Genomic DNA, 18,412 nt, shown 5'->3' with positions numbered 1-18,412 from the left:
GCATGGGAGATCCCTCGATTGGCCGGTCTTATCGAAAGCCGACTTTCGTCATCTGACCTGCGAACGACGGCTTTGTCCCAAGGGCCGCCGCCCCGGTACTGGCTAATACACTGGAATGACGCCTTCAGGCGCGATGGTGATAGCCACGTCCACATACCCTATACGGAGGAGGCGAGATATTCGGACACGAAGGCAACAATTTTATTGGCAGGTGTCCGAATTGGCTGGCTCGTCCGTATAGGGTGATAGACCTCGCCTCGATCTGTCAGGCAGCCTGCGCCCAGAGCGTGCACTGCCCGGCGTCATATTGGACGCCCGGCCGCATGACCTGCCGCGTCAGCCACGTGCTGGCGCATTCGATGCCTTCACTCAGGTCGTCGGCGGGCTTGCCGTCGATGTGCAGGATCTCCCGCGGTGCGAGGCGGAAATGCCCGCGGACATGGTCTTGCGGCAGGATCAGCCCGCGGTTGCCGGACTTCGACAGCCATAGGCGGCAACCGCTCTGGATGTGGCAGCGGCCATCGCGCGCCAGGAACATCGTGATCCCGGTGAGCGCCGGGGTCGGACGGTCGCGATATTCGAGGTGCAAGACGTCGGCGTCGGTCTCGACCGCGTGACGGCCCATCTTGATCTGGTCCTCGATCTCGAGCGGATCGCCACCGGTGATGGCGACTCCGGGCTTGAGCTTGCGGGTACCGAGCAGCAGCTTCACGACGGCGCGGGTGACGGCGGCTTCGAAGGGCGAGGTGTTCATCTGGATATCTCCTTGTTTCATCCCCCATTCCCGGGGGCACATTCTCGTGTTCGCTGATCTCAACCCTGTTCTGTCCGCCGGCAGGCGCGGACGATCTCGGCGGCGGCGCGCTCGAGCCCGGTCACCCGCTCCCACCCGCTGTTCCAGGGAGCGGGCATCGACACCTTCAACCCGTGCCGTGTGATTCCGACGAAGAGGTCCGGACGCGCCGGCACGAGGTGCAGGCCGCCATCGGCATCGCGGTAGAAGCTCAAATCCGGCACCAGGATCGGTCCGGTGACCGAGTGCAGCGCGACATCGGCCCGCACCGGTTCGAGAATTTCGGGGTGGAAACCATGCCGCACCAGCACGACATCACGCTTGCGGGTCGCCGCACAGCGCATCACTGCGTCGTCATAGAGACGCTCGGCGACCGGGGTCGCCACGACGATCAGGTTGTTCTCGAGCGACTCCACGCCCCCCGGCAGGCCGGTGTTACCCGCATAGGGGTACGGCTCGTCGGGAGCGAGTGCGGTCAGAACATAGTTGAGGAGCGCAACCGAGGTCGTCGGCAGCGTGTCATGGATAGTCGAATGCATGGGGTTACCTGCGCAACAGCATGATCCCCGGACCGGCTGGTCCGGATCAGGCCCCTTCAATTTTCATTGCTCGTCAGGGCTTCGCTCGGCCCCGGCCGATCTTCCCCTCCTCACGCGGCAGCGGTCGCGGCCATCGCGAAAGACGGCGTTGCCGATCACGGCATAGCCCCAGTCGTCGAGCGTGCGGGCGCTGTATGCGATGGTGCCGGAGCGATGGATCGCGGCAGCCGGGCAATAGACTTCGGCCATGGCCGGCACCCAGCCGGCGATGCTGCCGGCGGGCTGACGTTGCCACCATTGCCCGGCGATCAGGGCGGTCAGCAGCAGGATGGCGCTCACGCGGAACAACAACGGAAGGCGGCGCTTCATTTTCTTTCCTCCAGCAGATTGTCGCTGCTGGAGAGGGTAAACATCTCGAAATACGTCATATTGTTCAGTCAGAAGCGGCCCAGCTTGCCGCATGTTGCAGCGACCCGGACGTCGTTCGTGCACGGCGGGACTTGGTTCGTTAACGGGTTCCGCTTACACCAGCCTCGTTCGCCAGCAGGCGGACCGAGGCGTGGAAACCTCGCTATTAGTAGCCGTGTACCCGGGCCGAACCAGTTTCGGCCGGGAGGCGCTCGCGGATGTCCAGGGCTCCTTCGGGGGCCTAAAGGCGTGCGCGCTCGTCTAATAGCGAGTTTCCAACTTCCGGCTTTCGGGTCGGCATCGGTGATTTCGGCGGCAATCCTGCTCGCCGCCTGTGGCGGTGGAGGCGGTGGCGTCGCTTCGTCAGGGTCGATCCCGACGCCTGCACCCATGCCGACGCCCAGCCCAACACCGACGCCATCCCCCACACCGACCCCGCCGCCCAGTGCTGCGGATAGCGCCGAGTACAAGGCGTCCGGTGCGGTGGTCGGCGCGAAGGCCGCCTATGCCTATGACAAGGGCATCACCGGCAAGGGTGTGACCATCGCGGTCATCGATACCGGCATTGCCACCAGCAGCGCCGAGTTCGCCGGCCGTATCTCGCCCGACAGCAAGGCGTTCGAGAACAAGATCGCACGTTGCGCCACCTGTGCGCCGGAGACGGTGACCTTCGCGCTCGCCGATGTGCAGGGCCATGGCACCGAAGTCGCCTCGGTCGCGCTGGCAGCGAGGAACGGGAACGGCATGCACGGCGTCGCCTACGACGCAACGCTGCTCGCGCTCAAGATCGCGGCGCCCGATCTCGAGAACGTCACCGCCACCTCCGTGATCAAGGAGGCCGATGGCGCTAATCCGATGAACATCGCCCCGGCCATCACCTATGCGGTGGAGAAAGGCGCCTTCGTCATCTCGCTGAGCTTGAACGGCGAAGCGGGCGGACAGGCCGCAGCAGAGCAACGTGCGGCGATGGACGGCGTCGTCAAAGCAGACCGGCTTTTGGTGCAATCCGTCTCCAATTTCGTCGACGACAAGAGTGCCAACGCCGGCACAAACACCCGCAATTTTGTCGGCAGCAATCTGGAGAACAAGGACAATTTCCTGTTCGGCATTCGTGTCGACAGCTCGCTCCGCCCGCCGAGTGGCAACGGCCTGCCTGGCGATCTTGCCGACCGCACGCTGGCAGTGGTTGCGACGGACGTCAGCGTCATCGGCAAGGACGGGCAACTGACCACCGTCACCGGTAACAGCTTCGCCGCGCCGGCCATCGCCGGGGCCGCTGCACTCCTCAAGCAATATTGGCCGCAGCTCAGCGGCAAGGCGATCCTCGCGCATCCTGCTCGATACGGCGACCGACCTCGGCGACAAGGGTGCCGACCAGATCTTCGGTGCTGGTTTGCTCAACATCGAGGCGGCGATGAAGGCGCAGGCACCGGTCAGCGCCTTTGCAGCGGCCGACATGGTGCTGGCGCGCTATTCCTCGCTCAGCCTGTCGGGTCCGTTCGGTATTGGCGGCCAGTTGTCGGATGCGGTCACCCGCATGACGGTGTTCGGCCGCTATGGCCGTGACTTCGCCATGACTGGCACCACCGGGCCACGGAGCCGGGGTTCGGGGTTGCTGGCGGCTGCGATGCTGGGGACGATCGATCCGCCTTGGCTGGCCACCACGGCCAACGACGCAAAGTTCGGTTTCACCTCCGCTGCCACCGGTCCATGGGCCGCGGCGCGTTCCGGCCGCCCGGCCACCTTCGCCTTCTCGCCCGCTGCGGGACAGACCGTCAGCTTCAGCGCCAATGTCGTGAGCGGGCAAGGTGCGGGCATCGCCGGTTCTGCCCTGCGCGGTGTCGTCGCTGCACCGGTTGGCATGTTATCGTCGTGGAGCGGCGACGGCTGGTCGGCGGGCTTTGCCTCCGGCACGTCGCGCGACGGTCGGGGCACCTTGCGCAGCGTCACCTTCGCGACGCCGATGGGGCTAGGTGTCGAGCTGTCCGACCTGACTGAACGCGGTCAGGTGCTGGGCTTGCGCGGCCCCGCTGGCTTTGCCCTCTCCGGCAGCCGGACGACGCTGGCCACGCTGACCGCCAGCCGAACCGTTGCTGGCGTGCTGCTGTCGGCACGGGCCACGGCCGCCACCACCCGGGTCGATGGCGGATCGGACCTGTTGCGCTTCACCGGCCCGATGACCAGCACCGCCTTCGCGCTCGACGCGGCGCATCGTCTTGGCGGCGGTACGATGACGCTCGGGCTGTCCTCGCCGCTCCGGCTCGAGCGCGCCCGCGCAGTGGTCGAGGTGCCCGTCGCCTATGACCTGATGACCGGCGTGCTCGCCACCCGCCTGACTAGCGTCGACCTGACACCGACCGCACGCGAGATGGACCTCGAACTCGGCTGGTCGGCCGCTCTGTCGCCCACCTCCTCGCTGCGGCTCGGCGTCGCCCACGCCTTCGATGCCGGCCACGTCGCCGGCGCGCAGGACACCGCAGGCTTCATCGCGCTGGTTCTGCGATGAGGTTGGCCGTCCGGGCCCGTTCGCCACCGGTAAGCCCACCCCACCCGTAGCACCACACACCACGGCGAACCTGCCACGCCGGGACGCATTTCGGCGAACGAACCCGCGCGTCCGGAATACAAGGACATGACATGATGACGAAAATCACTACCACCGCCGCGCTGGCGTTGCTCACCGCCTGCGGATCGGCCTCGGTTGCCGAGCAGGAGGCCGCCGCGCAGACCAGGACGGTCGCCGTGCCACTGACGATCGCCGGCATCCGCATCGGCATGACCGCGCCCGAGGTGCAGGCGACGCTTGCCCGTACCGGATGGAAGGTCGAGACGTCGGCGGGCGAGGATTGGGCCGCGACCGTCGACCATGAGGCCAAGCGGCAGCGGGGCGTCTTCCCGATCGAGGAGCCGAAACAGGGTGTGGCGGTGCTGAACGCGACAAAGAGCGACGAGAGCCTGATCGTCGAGTTCCAACCGATGCCGACGGGTGACGCGGTCAAAATCGTCAAATATGTCGCGCCTGCCGCCGGACGGGCGCCCGAGCAGATCGCCGCCGAGATGGTCAAGCGCTACGGCAAACCCGGCACCTCGCAGGTTGCCGCCTCCATCTACGAGGCAAGCTGGTGCACGGGCGGTGACCCGTGCCGCCAGATCTGGGGCAATCTGCACCAGGGACTTGCGGCCAAGCTCGACGTCTATGGCAAGCTGAACGTCTCCCTCTCGCAAGGCGTGGCGGCGGAGCGGGCATGGCAGAATGCGGTCAGCCGTGCGGTCGGTGGAGGTACGGCCGCGAAATCGTCGTTCTGATGCAATAAGCCGATCTGGCTGCAGACGGGGCGGCATTGCCGCCCCGTCCAGAGGATCAGGCGGCGGCCAGCTGCTCCCATCCGCTGCGGAACGCGCTCCATTCCTCCGCCCACATGCGGTGCGTCGTGTCGGCGAGGTCGGGATGTTCGGCGGCCCAGCCGCTCGGCGTGTGCTGGCGCGCGAGCATGCAGATATGAACGTGCGGCAGCGCGCGGCTGAGTTCATCGCCCGGCGCATGCGCCACGACCACACTGGTCAGGGACCGCCCGCAGGCAAGATGGATCGCGGCATAGCTGGTCGCCATATCGAACAGATCGTGGATGGGCAGAGTCACGGCACCGCGCATCGTCAGCACGCCGGCGAGCAGCCGCTGGTGCGGGCGGACGGCGCGATCATATTCGTCGAGCAGCGGCGCCAACGCCATGTCTCCGACACCCCGGGCAAGCACGTGCCGATGCTGGCGGGCGGTCACCGGGATGCCGCAGGCGGTCGCGCGCGAGGCGCTGGTCGGCTCGACCGGTGCCATCTTCGCACGGATCAGCGTCGCCGCGCTGTTCGCCTTCTGCTTGGCGCGGGGGCGGAGCAGAGCATAGCCCAGTTCTTCGCACCCGGGCTCGCGCACATCGAAAAGCGTGTCCATCACGGCGCTCGGGCTCAGCCAACCCGGCACCACGTTCGTCTTGGTCTTCATATCATTCCCAGTCCGGCGGCGCGGGGCTGCTCGCGTCGCCTTCAGGTCCATTTCACCATCATGGTGCAGCCGCCAGGCTATCTCCCTCCTTCCTTCTGGCCGATCGCATCGATCGGGGCGGCCCGAAATCCGTCATTATCTTTCTGAGCCGCGATCCATTGGGCGCTGGGGCGCCGCTACGTCGTCCGGCCCCTTGCTCCGGATACCCGGCGGTGGGCCGTTCGGCCTTTCCCGCGGGACAGGCCTGGGCGGCACCTGCCACTTGCGTTCCTCCTCTCGCTGCGGATCAACCCTGGTCACAACGGGTGGATCAGACGGTCGTCGATCAACGGGCTGGGCAGCGGGGCAATCGACAGAAGCGGGGGAAACAGGTTCGGGCGGCAATTTCCTTTCCGGCACGGGTGGCCTGCCTAGAGGCTCGGCGGAGGGCATGTCGGCAACGACAGGTGCTGGCCGCGCACGATCCTTCGGCGGCGGTATCGTTCTGACAACCTCGCCCGCTTCCGCCTTCGCGGCCTGTTGCCCGCGACGGCCCGCCTCGGCGCGTTGCAGCGCTGCCTGCTTGTCGCGCTGCCGCTTGGCATCAGCCGCGGCTTGATCGGCCCGCCGCTCCCGTTCGCCGACCAGCCAATTCTGGAATTCCTCCTCGCCAACGAATAGCCGCATCAGCCGGTCGATCGATTTCGGCACATCGGACGCGAGGCGCACCGCGTCGCCTTCAAAGATCAGCCGCCCCTCATCTCGTCCATGCCGCGTCAGCCATTGGCGAAGGCGTCCACGCACCTGCTCCTGATAATCCGGATGGTGCATCGTCGCGGCGGGCGCCGTCCGTGTGGAAACATAGGTGACCGCAGGAGTGCGTTGGCCCTTTGTCGCAATCGCCGCCGCGACCTCGTCCCATGCGGCACCGGCCTGCGCTTCGATCCGGGCGAGCCGCTGCCGTTCCGCCGCACGCTCGTCGTCGGAGGGCGAATGCTGCTCCGCCCAGTCGAGATGCGCGCGCGCCGCCTCCAACAGCGCACCGTCACCCGCGCGCGGCTTGGTCCGGCGGCCGGGCTCCGGCTCCAGCGCCGCGATCACCGCCTCCGCCCGCGATCGCGATGCCGCGACCACGACATCGGCGACGTCCATGTCATGGCGGCGCTGGATCAGCCGGCGGGACAATCGCTCATACCGCCGGGCAGCGGCAACTGCGTCGGGCTGATCACCGATCGACGGCAGGATCAGCGCCATGTCCCTTGCCAGCACGTCCGTCGCAGCGGCCGCCTTCCTATCGCAAGCGGAAAGCTCATCGTGCACGATCCGCCGCGCGTTGCGGGTGCCGACCTCCGTCGCGACCCCACGCCGCTCGTGACCGGTCGCGCGATTGCCCATATGCTCGAGCGGGGTCAGGGCGATGCCGTTTTCCTTATAGGTGCCGTGGAGATAGTGCTCCTCGCCCATCACCGCGTTGACGATGTCGATGAAGCGCCCGCGCATGAGCTCGGCGGTATCGACCTTGGCGCGCTTTCCATTGACGTCGGGCTCCGCGCGGTAGCTGACCTTGTTCTGGCGATAGGGCCGGGTGTTCTTGCCGTTCTTGCGCTTGACCACCTCGAAATCCCACTTGCCCTCCTCGTCCAGCCACTTCGCCGGGCGGTCATAGGCGTCGACATGGATGTGGAAGTTGCGCTTGTCGCCGTGCTGATCGGGCTGGTGGATCACCCCCACCGCCATCCAGCCATCCGCCGCGAGCATGGCGACGATGTTGCGGAGGATCTGGCCATGCTGGTCTGGCCTGGCGTCGGCGGGCAGCTCCTGCACGAAGCGATGGTGGCTGCGCCCCGTCCGTCCCTGCTGCCATCGCGGCGCGGGGAAAGTGGGATGCTTATCGAACCAGGTCAGCCGGTCGAACGCCTCCTCGGGCGTGACATCCGCGACGATGACCTGCCGGTCCTTGAAGAGGCGTCCCTTAGCCGCCGCCTTGGCTTCGGCTTCCCGTCGCGCTGCCTTCAGTCTGCGGCTCATGTCGCGCAGCCAGTCCGGACTTGTCGCGAATCCCGCCACCCGATCATATCGTCCGACCTCGGCGGTCGAGGCGGTGAGCTGATGGACCCTGGGCTGGCTTTCGCTCTGCTCGGCCGCAACGAACAACGACCGCTGGCGCTCAGGGCTGCCGCCAATGTTCGAGACGATGGCCCGGGCGTTCATCCCAGCCCGGATCACCTGCTCGTCGATCATGTCGATGACGAGGTTCTCGGCCAGATCCGCCACCGCCTGATCGCGCCGGATATTGTCGAGATGGCTGATGATCGTGACCTTCGCGCCGTCGCGCAGATAGTCGAAATGCTCGCCCTCTTTGGCCTTGGTCTTGAAGCGGTGGTGAACCTTTCCGTCTCCGCTTGTCGGCACGTGAGTCTTACCCATCGGCTTCATGTCGAAGTGCGGCACCCGGCCGCCACCGGTTTGGCGGCTACCCCGCCGGATCGGGCTGGGTCGGTGGAAGTCGATGCCGACCGCTGAGGCGAGCGCATCCGCCTTGCGACGGGCTGGCGAATGTCCTCGCTCCAGCTCGGGCTGGCGATTGCGTCCACGACGGTACGACGCCCCTACCAGATCCCGGTCGGCTTGCGCCTGACGCGCCAGGAGCGCACGCACATGATGCGCGAAGACGGGCTGTTCGTCGGGCAAGCCAGGACCGGTCATGCCTCATAGTGTCCGGCATCAGCCCGGCGCCGACAAGTACCCCCTCCCGCCTTCCGGAAGCCGCCAGCGGCTGGAGGACGCCGCGCTCGATCGCTCCTGATCGAGCGCGCGCACCGGCAAATTGGCGGCCCGGCCGCCGATTTGCATTATTGCGCCTGAATTTCCTCATCCTCAGTCACGATGGGACCTTTTCCCGCCCCTCAGGTCACCCAGCTTTACAGCGCCGATGCATATTCCGTATTCTGTGGTCGGTTCCACCGCGGCAGAATGAGCAGACACACATGGTAGACGGTGAGCCCAGCAATTCTCGAAGCCCGGTCGTGGCAGGAACCGAATTGAAGACAGCTGCGAGAGAAATCGTCCGACGGTGGGTCCGCGATGCCAGTGACGTTATACTCGACCGGATTGGCGAGGAAGCCATGCGAGCATCCTCCGATGCGACGGCTCACCTGCCTGCACTGGCCGAGGGCCGATCCGCGCAGACCGTCATAGCGGATATCGAGCGGTCGATCGCGGCATGGGATGCGCCCCCGCCGCCGCCTCGCTTTCCGTGGCTGCGAGGCCGTCAGCAGACTGCCCCCGGCCTATCGCCCACAGATATCGACACGCTGGTGATGCGCCTGGATGCCGAACGGGATGAATCCACTCGGCAGACGATCCTCATCACATCGGCCCGCGATCGCCTGGCCAGGGCTGCTGGCGGATTGGAGCAGGCTTTGACCACGATCGAGCTATTGCGGCCCATGATCGAGTCAGCGGCGCGGGAGTTGCGGGTCGAACAGCCCGAACGCACCGCCGCCATGCAGGATCGCGGATCTGCCATCCTGCTGGAACGCGAACAGGCCCTGCTCACGCAGCAGGCCATTCACCAGCAGGCCGTGATGACGTTGGACCTGCTGATCGCCAATCAGACCGTCCTCGACAAGGCGATCATCCAGGCGCGCACCGCAACGCTGTTGGCGCTGCAAGTCGCCATGGCGGCCCGGCAGGTGATGAGCGATCAGACGCGTATCGACCCAGGCCTCGCCGCCGAACGCGCCCGAGACAAGCTTCGTGCTGCCCTGGCCGAGGCACACCAGGCGATGGAAACACTGGCATCGCGTGACAATTCCACCAGCCCGCTGGATTTGTAGCCGCTGCATGCGGTAGTCTCGCGTCCGGACGGAGGCGACAAGCGCAAGACATGGTATCGGGCTTTCTTGATCGAATCGCCAACTGGCTCTCAGCCCCCGATGACGTGTCGGCCACCCAGCCCCCTGCGCCCGTTCCAAGCACCCCTGCCATCAGCCCCGACGACGAACGCCTCCCCGATGCGTCGCGCCCGCGCGTGGCCCAGCTCGTCTCGCTCATTGCGGATATTGAGGCGCGTGCCCGGGACAACAGCCTGATGGTCTCGGCATTGGCCGAAGTTCGCCAGATGCGCGACACGCATCTGCCGCGACTGATCGCCAGCTATGCCGAAATCCCCCCTGCCCACCGCGCCGAGATTTTCCGCACGACGGGTCGTTCGGCGAGCTATAATCTCAACGAGGCGCTCGATCGCATGGTCACCCGCGCGGAGACGCTGTCCCGATCGATGGCGCAGGACGATATCGACAGCTTCGCCGACAATCTGCGCTTCATCGAGCAGCGCTATGGCGACAACGGCCCCGCCTGACGTCCCTCAGCCGAGCCGCATCGTCGGAGTGAGCCAAACCGTACCACGCCCGGAAAACACGAACACCAGCCCCTCGCCACTCCGCATCGCATTGCGCAGCCCCCGGACCAACGGGCGCAATTCGACCTGCAAGCCGGCCGAATACATCAGCATCAGGTCGCCATCGACGATCAGTTCCTCACGCCCGTCCAGCTCGACCACCTCGATCTCGTCGACCGGCACCGGCGACTCCACGACAAAGGCCCCCGCCCCGGTCAGCTTGGGCTGCATCAGGCCGTTGCCCGACAGCACGCCCTGCACCGAGCGATGGATATGGGTCGACACCGCGATATTGCCGTCGCAGGCGTAGAAGGCGCCGTCGTCGAGGATCAGCGCATCCTGCGGCCCGTCCATCTGCGCCAGGATGAAATGCTTGGGCGTCGCCTCGGTCCAGACCTCGCCCTGCCCGGCATAGCGGGTCGCGAAGGCGCTCTCGCCGGTCCCAGCGGAGGTGATGGCACGGGCAAAGAAGCCACCGGCACCGGCATTCTTCTGAATGTCGATCTGCAACCGGCCCTTGGCATATTGTAGGGCCCCGGGCTCCAGCAGCGCCGCACCACCATCGAGCACGATCCGCAGCTGGCGCGCGGTGGCAGGATGTGGAGGATGAAGGTGGATAGTGGCGGCGGTTCCGTTGGGCGAGGCATTGGGGACGTGCACCGGCGTGCCGAGCGCGTGGCTCTTGCGCACGAATTGATACAGTTCGAAGCGGACACCGTTGCCGACCTGCTCGTCGATCTTGGTCCGATAATCGCTCATGCTACTCTCCCCTATGCTCATGCGCGCAGCGGTATCGACGCCGGGTGTGCCATGGGATCCGCCACGCCGAAGGCATCGGCGCGGGCGAGGATCCGCTCGGCCCAGCCGCGATGGGTCGATGGTTCGCACATGACCCCATGATGGGCAAATACCGCCGCACTATCCGGCGCCAGGATCGCCTGCGCCTCCCTCCATTGATGCGACGGCACCGCGAGCGCCGCCTGGATGACCGGAACCTGATCGGGATGGATCGCCGATTTGGTGAATAGGCCATGCTCGACATCGCGCTGCACTTCGTCGCGGAGCAGCGCGGTGTCGCCGAACCGCTCGAACACCGGCGCGCTGAGGGCAAAGCCCCATGGCGCAAAGCTGCTGACCAGCATTCCGATCACCGCGCCCAGCGGCCCGTCATAGGCGGTTCGCCCCGCCACGCGGCGCAACCCGATGGTCTGCAGCAAATCATTGCCACCGATACGCAGCGCAAGGATGCGATCCTGCACCGCCAGCAACTGATCGCGCAGCCGACGCAGCTCATAGGGGTCGAGTGCCTCCCGCGTCTCCAGCGTCGGCATCAACCGATGCCCCGGCGCATAGGGTAGCGAGAGATAGGCCGGCATGTTGTCGGCATGGGCTTTGGGCAGGACGAAGCCCTGGACCCGCTCGATGCCGGGCAGGCGGAGGATATGATCCAGCATTGCCCCATCGCGCGGCCGGACGAAGATCATCGGATCGCCTGATGCGGCGTCCCGCTGCGCCAGCCGACGCAGCAGCGCCGTCAGATGCACCATCGCTAGAGGAATGTCGGAAGCGAGGACCGCATCTTCCAGGCACAGCACCGCCGAGCGCAGCCCTGGCACGGCAGCAGGACCGAACAACCGCTCGAACAGATCGGGCCGGGTGCATGGCATGTAGAGCGTCGCGCCCAGCATCATCGCCGACATCATGAGTCGTTCCCCAGGCTGCGGATGATCGCGACCGCGCGGTAACGGCTGTCGTCCCCAAGGCCCGAGACGGGAACGCCGCCGCGTTCGGCCAGATGAAGCAGATGTGCGACATCGGGATCGTCGCGATCGCGGACCAGCAACCGCTCGGGCATACGACGCAGCAAGGCACGGGTCGCCTCGGCGATGCCCGGCTTGATCCGGTTGCGGTCAATGGTCTGCGCCGATGCGAGCAGACGCGTGACCATCGCCTCGCATGCCTGACGCAGCGCCGGTCGCCGTGCCGCATGTCCGTCTATAGCCCTGGCATGCGCCCGTAGCGCCAACGGCGTCAGCGCATCGACAAACGCTTGCGAACGATCGGCCGCGGCGAACTGCGGATAGGAGACGCAGGCATGGAAATCGTCCGGGCCAACCAGATCGTCCCGCAGGATCGACCGGCTGACCAGCCCCGAGACGATCCCGTTGAGCAGGCCCGAGGCGATCAGATAGTCATCATCGGTCGCGGCGATGTCCGCCTGTCCGGCGGGATCGGCGACGACCGCCAGCACCGGCGCGAAGCCGAAGGGCTGGTCGGCAAGCCTGGTACGCATTTCCTGCGCGATGGCCCCCTTCCCCGTCCAGCCGTCGACGAAGACGACATCGGCCGGATCGTGGCGATCGGCGATATGGCGCAACGCGTTCCGGTCGATGCCGCGATCGCGAATAATGCTGACGGCATAGTGGTCCGTTCCATGCCCGGCGGCCCGCAGCACCCGCGTCAGCAACACTCCGATTGGCGTGCCCGCACGGGCGAGGCTGGCGATCACCACAGGCCGTCCGGGACGCCGCGCCGCCAGATGCGCGGCAAGGCTTGCGATATCCTGCGCCAGCCGCGCCCCATTACGCGCCAAAGCCGCGTCATACAGCGAGAGATAGGCATCGCCGGGCACGGCTTCGGGCGCGATCATCTCGGAGTAATGGCGGCGACCCGACTGGATCAGCGCCTCTTTCTCCACAATGTCCGTCGCGTCGAGCGCGACCGGCTTGAGCAGGAACGTCACATCCTCGGGCGCATAGCTGCCCGAGAATGGCACTCCTACCGGGACGGTGACGGGATCAGCCGTCACGCAGCACCTGCTTGCCCAGTTGCGATCCCACCGGCATCATCGCGAAGTCGCAGGCCGCCATGAACGGAGCATCGGTCAGGCTGTCGCCGATGCCCAGAACCGGCAGGTCGCCATGCTCGGCACGCAACCGGAGCAGCAGCCGCTCGACCGCGTGCAGCTTGCCCAGATAGGGCGGCATCAGCGCGATATTGTTGCCGTTGCGGTGATCGATCCAGCCGACGGGCAGGCCCGGTACGGCGGCGTCTACCACCTGGTTCAGCGCAGTGCTGTCCGCAGTCGCATGTTTGACCAGCACGTAGAGCGGCACATCATCTTCGGTCAGGACGCGAACGCGGATCGCCTGCCCGCTATGCTCAGCCTCGGCCGCAATGGCGTCGGCATAGCCGGTCAGCTCGGCGGCATGCGCAGCGGCGCTGGCGGCGATGTGGGCGGCCCATTCCTCGTCCACCTGCCCATGATCGTCGAGGATCACCCCGCCATGCGCGCAGATCGCGGCGGCGAAGGGGATATGAACCCGACGCAGCGCATCCAGGCTACGCGCCGTGACCGGGATCAGACGCGTCGTCTGAGCCAGCCAGTTCAGGAAAGACATTTGGCGGGGCGTCGCATAGCTGAGCGGGTCGCCCTCCCTAGTGAAGCCCAGCGGCGTCAACCGATCCACCGGCACATCGTTGGGACATTTCCCAATCGTCTGAAACAGCGTATCATCCAGATCGACGAACGCGATCGCCCCTATCGTCATCGCCATCCCAGTACCGAAGCATCGAGCGCAGAGACCAGCGCCGGATCGACACTGGCTATCGGCGTTTCGTGACAGATCCAATTTGTGCGCCCATCGGCGCAATCGGCATTGTAGAGATAGTTGGCGACCCCGGTGTCGTAATTGTCGCCGAAGCACAGCTTGGTCGCCATTGCGCCGCCGATCCGCGCCGGGCTGCGGCTGGTCGCCTGCACCACCACGTCGCGTCCCTCCGCCTCCAGGCGTTCGGCGAGGCGGAAGGGCAGATAGGTGAACTCGCCGGTGCCGATGATCCGCAACGGCTCGGTGCCATCGGGTAGCGGCTCGACCGGCAGCGTGTCGGGAGAGTCCGACCGCCCCAGCCGTCCGTAATTGACATGCGTCGTCATGGTGCCGAGCGATCCCGCCCGCGCCTCGAAGCCCGGATCGACCTGGTGGCCGGTGGCAGGCGTCCAGTCCAACCGCCCGCGAAGCAGCGACACCACTTCGGTCGGGCGGGGCATAGCGCTCCAACGATCCGTACCCGCCGTCCAGTCGGTCAGCGTCGCCACAACGACCCTTTCAACCTGCGGCCATTCGGCGATCAGCGCGGCGGCAAGGTTGCGAAGGGTGGTGCCGGTCGAAATCTCGTCATCGACAATCACCAGCGATCGGGGACAGGCCAGTGCATCGAACTGCGGGCGATAGATCAGATGTGCCGAGGCGTGGCTGTGCGGTTCCTCGAACCGACACAGCAGCGGTGCGTCGACCGTTTGTCGCGTGGAATGGATGAAGCCGGCATCCTCGCGCCCGGTCAGACGCTGCCATTCCTCGTGCAGCGTCTGGCCCAAGCAAACCGCCGTCTCGGCCAGTCCGATGACCAGTACCGGGCCGGGCAAATCGGCGGGGATAGCGGAAGCCAGGTCGCGAACGCTGCGCCGCATGACGCTGGGCCGCGCGGGCAGATGCCGCCCCAGCACGCGCGACACGACCAGATAGCCGCGCTTGGGGTTCTCCCGCGCAGCAAAGTCACAAAGCGCCTCCAGCGGCCAGCGGCTGTGGTCGACGCGGATGGTCAGCTGCCCGGTCGGCAGAGCGATGCGATAGGGCGAAGGCGCGAGGTCCGGCACGGCCGACATGAGGTGAGAATGTCCCGAATGAACGGCCACAACTAGCCGATCCCGCCGGTTTCCCCGGCGGGATCGCGTCATCAGATATTGACGCCGAGCGACTGGGCAAGCGGCCCCAGACCACCGGCGAAGCCTTGGCCGATCGCCTTGAACTTCCACTCGCCATTGTGGCGATACAGGTCGCCGAAGATCATCGCCGTCTCGGTCGAGGCGTCTTCCGACAGATCGTAGCGCGCGATCTCCGTGCCGCCGTCCGCGTTGACCACCCGGATATAGGCGTTGGACACCATGCCGAAATTCTGGCGACGCCCCTCGGCTTCGTGGATCGTCACCGCGAAGCTGAGCTTCTGGATGTCGGCGGGAAGCTGATCGAGGCCGACGACCACGACTTCGTCGTCGCCGCTGCCCTCGCCGGTCAGGTTGTCACCCTGGTGGACGACTGCGCCGTTCGCGCCGTTCTTGTTGTTGTAGAAGATGAAATCCGCGTCCGAGCGCACCCGGCCACCTTCGTTCAGCAGGAAGACGCTGGCATCGAGATCGAACGCGCTGCCATCGGTCACCCGCGTGTCCCAGCCCAGCCCGACACGCACGCCGCGCAGGCCCGGTGCTTCCTTGCTCAGGCTGACATTGCCGCCCTTGGAGAGAGAAACTGCCATTTTTGCTATCCTCGATAGGGTCGGCGATCAGCCGACATTGACGCCATAATTGCGGGCCATGGGAGCCAGGCCGCCCTTGAAACCCTGGCCGACAGCGCGGAATTTCCACTCGCCATTATGGCGATAGACTTCACCGAAGATCATCGCCGTCTCGGTCGAGGCATCCTCGGACAGGTCATAACGCGCGATCTCGCGACCGGTGACATCATTGACGACCCGGATGAATGCGTTGGACACCATGCCGAAGCTCTGGCGCCGTGCCTCGCCCTCATGAATGGTGACGCTGACCGCGATTTTCTGGACATCGGCGGGCACCTTGCCCAGTTCGACCTTCAGCGCCTCGTCATCACCATCCCCCTCGCCGGTGCGGTTGTCGCCGGTATGCTCGACCGAGCCGTCGGACGAGCGCAGGTTGTTGTAGAAGATGAAATCGGAATCCCCGCGAACCTTGTCGCCTGCACCCAGCAGGAAGGCGCTGGCGTCCAGGTCGAAATCGGTGCCGTCCTTGGTCCGCGTGTCCCAGCCCAGACCGATCAAGATGTGGGTGAGGCCGGGTTCTTCCTTTGACAGGCTGACATTGCCGCCCTTGGCCAGACTGACTGACATGGATGTGCTTCCTCTCTCTTGATCGTTCAGATGGACAGGCGTTCGCCGGTCGGCGCGACCGGCACCGCATCCTCCAGCGCCACATCGCCATCGCCTTCCCGCCGATTGGCGCGAACCGATGCGAACAACGCCATGCCGATAAACGCCGCGCCGATCAGGCCGGTCACGGTTTCGGGCACTTCAACCCGGACCGAGATCAGCATGATCGCGGCCAGCGCGATGATGGCGTAGAATGCGCCGTGTTCCAGGTAGCGATATTCGGTCAGCGTTCCCTTATCGACCAGCATAACCGTCATCGACCGGACGAACATGGCACCGATACCCAGCCCGAGTGCGATGATGAACAGGTTGTTCGACAGCGCAAACGCACCGATCACCCCGTCGAACGAGAAGCTGGCGTCCAGCACTTCGAGATATAGGAACGCCGCCAGGCCGGACTTGGCCACCGCGACCGTCGCTGCCGCATTGCCCGAGGTGGGTTCCTCGTCGTCTTTTTCCAGGATCGCACCGACCGCCTGCACCGCGATATAGGCAAGCAGGCCGAAAATCCCGGCGGTCAGGAAGGTCATCGCCTCCTCCGCAGGAATGGCGCGCGAGATGCCATAGAGCGCCAGCAGCACGATGCCGATCGCCAGCCCCGAAATCCGCGAGAGACCGGCAAAAGGCCGCTCGATCAGGCCAATCCAATGCGAATCCTTTTCCTCATCGAGGAAGAAGGTCAGCCCGACCATCGCCAGGAACGCGCCACCGAAGCCCGAGATGCCGACATGCGCGCCGGTGATGATCCGTTCATAGGCGACGGGGTCGGTCGCCGCGAGCACCACCGCGTCGATCGGCCCCAGGCGTGCCGCGATCGCGACGATGACCAGCGGGAACAGGATGCGCATCCCGAACACCGCGATGATGATTCCCCAGGTCAGAAAGCGACGTTGCCAGACCGGCGTCATGTCGCGCAGCACGGTGGCATTGACCACCGCATTGTCGAACGACAGCGAAACTTCCAGGACACCGAGCACCAACACGATCCACAGGATGCCAAGCGTACCTGCAAGATCGTGCGTCAGCGTCCAGCCGATCCAAGCCCCGATCGCGAGACAGATCGCCGCGAACACGAACGATCCTTTGAAATATTTAAACATTCTTCCCCCGTATGCCGTCGACCATGGTGGGACGGCCTTAGTCCTTGCTGCCCGCGACCCAGCGAAGGCCCCAGTCAAAACGTTCGTCGAGCACCTGCTGGTCGCGAACATATTCGACGATCCGCGTCGCCTTCAGCCGCCCGCCGTCATTCTCGATCAGAACGATGCCGCACAGACGACGGTCATTGCGCCCCTCGGTCATGCGGACTTCGATCGGCGGCTGGTCCGGCATGGTGACCGTCACCACGCCGTCGGTCTGCTGCCAGTTCGGGACACCGTCATAGATATTGGCGAAGACGATGATGCGACGCAGGTCCGACCAATGGGCACCATTGATGCGCATCGTCTCCCCCTGAGAGATATCACCGGTGCGATCGTCACCAGACAGGGCAATATAGGGGGCCTGATCGAAACCACCGAATGCCCGTCCCAGCGCCTGCACCACGCCCTTGCGACCGTTGGTCAGTTCGAACAGGCACCCCAAATCCAGATCGATCGCAGTGCTGCCACCGAAAAACGCTTTGCGCCCGCGCGACCAGTTCAGGTTGACGACGATCTCGCCGAAATGGCTGCCCTTCTTCTCCAGGCTGACCGTCTGACCAGGCTTGTCGAGCGTAACTTTGCTCAGACGGACAGGTGATGCCGGCGGGGGTGGCGGAGGCGCAGGCGGCGGAGCGGCGTCCTCGGCCACCTCGATCCCAAAGGAGCGCGCCAAGGGCGCCAGACCGCCATTGAACCCCTGCCCCACGGCGCGAAACTTCCACTGGTCACCCCGCCGATAGAGCTCACCCAACGCCATCGCCGCTTCGGTCGCTCCAGCCAGCATCGGCCGATAGCGTATCGTGTCGCCGCCGCCCGCCGGGGTCACGGAGATTTCGGCATCGGCGAGCAGCGCCAATGTCTGTCCCTTGGCCTGCGCCTCGTGAATCGTCACACAGAAAACAATGCGCTCTAGCTCGACGGGCAACTGCGCCAGATCGACGGTGAAGCCACCGCGCGGTCCGGTACGATCCCCGAAGCGCACCGCGCCAGCCGCACCATCAGGCTGGTTGTAGAAAACCATGTCTGCATCGCCGCGAACCTTACCGCTTGCGGTCAGCAGATAAGCAGACGCATCCGCCTCGACATCGCGCCCCGATGGTATCGCCCACGAAAAGCCGACAGACATCTGGCTGCCGGTGACAGGCGTGTTGCCGCCCTGTTGAAGCTCGGTCATGCCCCGCAATTCCCCGCCTG

The 18,412-nt window shown here is 65.7% G+C and carries 18 protein-coding genes; 4 read left to right on the top strand and 14 right to left on the bottom strand.

Annotation, left to right across the window (positions count from 1 at the left end):
* Positions 1–265: 265 nt before the first annotated feature.
* The 3 genes from NZL82_RS18135 to NZL82_RS18125 all read right to left on the bottom strand — a co-directional run bounded on the left by NZL82_RS18135 (position 266) and on the right by NZL82_RS18125 (position 1,701).
* Positions 266–754, bottom strand: a complete 489-nt coding sequence (locus NZL82_RS18135; protein WP_261271150.1) for a hypothetical protein — start codon at positions 752–754, stop codon at positions 266–268.
* A 59-nt stretch (positions 755–813) separates the two neighbouring features.
* Positions 814–1,332 carry a hypothetical protein gene (locus tag NZL82_RS18130; protein WP_261271149.1) on the bottom strand — a complete coding sequence of 173 codons (519 nt, stop codon included), beginning with the start codon at positions 1,330–1,332 and terminating at the stop codon, positions 814–816.
* Positions 1,333–1,395: 63 nt separating this feature from the next.
* Positions 1,396–1,701 (bottom strand): hypothetical protein, encoded by a 306-nt coding sequence (locus NZL82_RS18125; protein ID WP_261271148.1) that lies wholly within the window; start codon positions 1,699–1,701, stop codon positions 1,396–1,398.
* A gap of 522 nt (positions 1,702–2,223) precedes the next feature.
* Between NZL82_RS18125 and NZL82_RS18120 the strand changes: the two genes are divergently transcribed.
* Together NZL82_RS18120 and NZL82_RS18115 are read left to right on the top strand one after the other, a co-directional pair.
* Positions 2,224–3,306, top strand: coding sequence for a S8 family serine peptidase (locus tag NZL82_RS18120; protein ID WP_261271147.1), 1,083 nt, complete (start codon positions 2,224–2,226; stop codon positions 3,304–3,306).
* A 1,074-nt stretch (positions 3,307–4,380) separates the two neighbouring features.
* Complete coding sequence (locus NZL82_RS18115) at positions 4,381–5,046, top strand: hypothetical protein (RefSeq protein ID WP_261271146.1); 666 nt, start codon at positions 4,381–4,383, stop codon at positions 5,044–5,046.
* Between the two features lie 55 nt (positions 5,047–5,101).
* Here NZL82_RS18115 and NZL82_RS18110 read toward each other — a convergent pair whose 3' ends face one another.
* Together NZL82_RS18110 and NZL82_RS18105 are read right to left on the bottom strand one after the other, a co-directional pair.
* Entirely contained in the window at positions 5,102–5,737 is a 636-nt protein-coding gene (locus tag NZL82_RS18110; protein WP_261271145.1) for a hypothetical protein, read from the bottom strand.
* A gap of 135 nt (positions 5,738–5,872) precedes the next feature.
* Positions 5,873–8,422: a MobA/MobL family protein gene (locus NZL82_RS18105; RefSeq protein WP_261271144.1), complete on the bottom strand. Its 2,550-nt coding sequence runs from the start codon at positions 8,420–8,422 to the stop codon at positions 5,873–5,875.
* A 320-nt stretch (positions 8,423–8,742) separates the two neighbouring features.
* Between NZL82_RS18105 and NZL82_RS18100 the strand changes: the two genes are divergently transcribed.
* Both NZL82_RS18100 and NZL82_RS18095 read left to right on the top strand, forming a co-directional pair.
* Positions 8,743–9,555, top strand: coding sequence for a hypothetical protein (locus NZL82_RS18100; RefSeq protein ID WP_261271143.1), 813 nt, complete (start codon positions 8,743–8,745; stop codon positions 9,553–9,555).
* Positions 9,556–9,749: 194 nt separating this feature from the next.
* Positions 9,750–10,079: a hypothetical protein gene (locus tag NZL82_RS18095; RefSeq protein ID WP_192808149.1), complete on the top strand. Its 330-nt coding sequence runs from the start codon at positions 9,750–9,752 to the stop codon at positions 10,077–10,079.
* A 6-nt stretch (positions 10,080–10,085) separates the two neighbouring features.
* Here NZL82_RS18095 and NZL82_RS18090 read toward each other — a convergent pair whose 3' ends face one another.
* The 9 genes from NZL82_RS18090 to NZL82_RS18050 form a co-directional block, all read right to left on the bottom strand.
* Entirely contained in the window at positions 10,086–10,877 is a 792-nt protein-coding gene (locus tag NZL82_RS18090; RefSeq protein WP_261271142.1) for an AIM24 family protein, read from the bottom strand.
* Between the two features lie 17 nt (positions 10,878–10,894).
* On the bottom strand, positions 10,895–11,821 hold the full coding sequence (locus NZL82_RS18085) for an HpcH/HpaI aldolase/citrate lyase family protein (protein WP_261271141.1): 927 nt from the start codon (positions 11,819–11,821) through the stop codon (positions 10,895–10,897).
* Positions 11,818–12,927 (bottom strand): cysteine protease StiP family protein, encoded by a 1,110-nt coding sequence (locus NZL82_RS18080; protein WP_261271140.1) that lies wholly within the window; start codon positions 12,925–12,927, stop codon positions 11,818–11,820. The genes NZL82_RS18085 and NZL82_RS18080 overlap by 4 nt, the downstream gene beginning before the upstream one ends.
* The gene (locus NZL82_RS18075) at positions 12,917–13,675 is read right to left on the bottom strand and encodes a hypothetical protein (RefSeq protein ID WP_261271139.1); all 759 of its coding nucleotides are present in this window, start codon (positions 13,673–13,675) and stop codon (positions 12,917–12,919) included. The genes NZL82_RS18080 and NZL82_RS18075 overlap by 11 nt, the downstream gene beginning before the upstream one ends.
* On the bottom strand, positions 13,666–14,784 hold the full coding sequence (locus NZL82_RS18070; RefSeq protein WP_261271138.1) for a phosphoribosyltransferase domain-containing protein: 1,119 nt from the start codon (positions 14,782–14,784) through the stop codon (positions 13,666–13,668). Before NZL82_RS18070 ends, NZL82_RS18075 begins: the two co-directional genes overlap by 10 nt.
* 71 nt (positions 14,785–14,855) lie before the next feature.
* On the bottom strand, positions 14,856–15,431 hold the full coding sequence (locus NZL82_RS18065; RefSeq protein ID WP_261271137.1) for a TerD family protein: 576 nt from the start codon (positions 15,429–15,431) through the stop codon (positions 14,856–14,858).
* 27 nt (positions 15,432–15,458) lie between these two features.
* A complete protein-coding gene (locus NZL82_RS18060; protein WP_261271136.1) occupies positions 15,459–16,037 on the bottom strand; it encodes a TerD family protein in 579 nt (192 codons plus the stop codon).
* 26 nt (positions 16,038–16,063) lie between these two features.
* Positions 16,064–17,176, bottom strand: a complete 1,113-nt coding sequence (locus NZL82_RS18055; RefSeq protein WP_261271135.1) for a DUF475 domain-containing protein — start codon at positions 17,174–17,176, stop codon at positions 16,064–16,066.
* Positions 17,177–17,213: 37 nt separating this feature from the next.
* Entirely contained in the window at positions 17,214–18,392 is a 1,179-nt protein-coding gene (locus tag NZL82_RS18050; protein ID WP_261271134.1) for a TerD domain-containing protein, read from the bottom strand.
* Positions 18,393–18,412 lie beyond the last annotated feature (20 nt).

The organism is Sphingomonas sp. LC-1, assembly GCF_025371035.1.
GTDB classification, from domain to species: domain Bacteria; phylum Pseudomonadota; class Alphaproteobacteria; order Sphingomonadales; family Sphingomonadaceae; genus Sphingomonas; species Sphingomonas sanguinis_E.
This window is presented reverse-complemented; position numbering and strand designations above follow the sequence as displayed.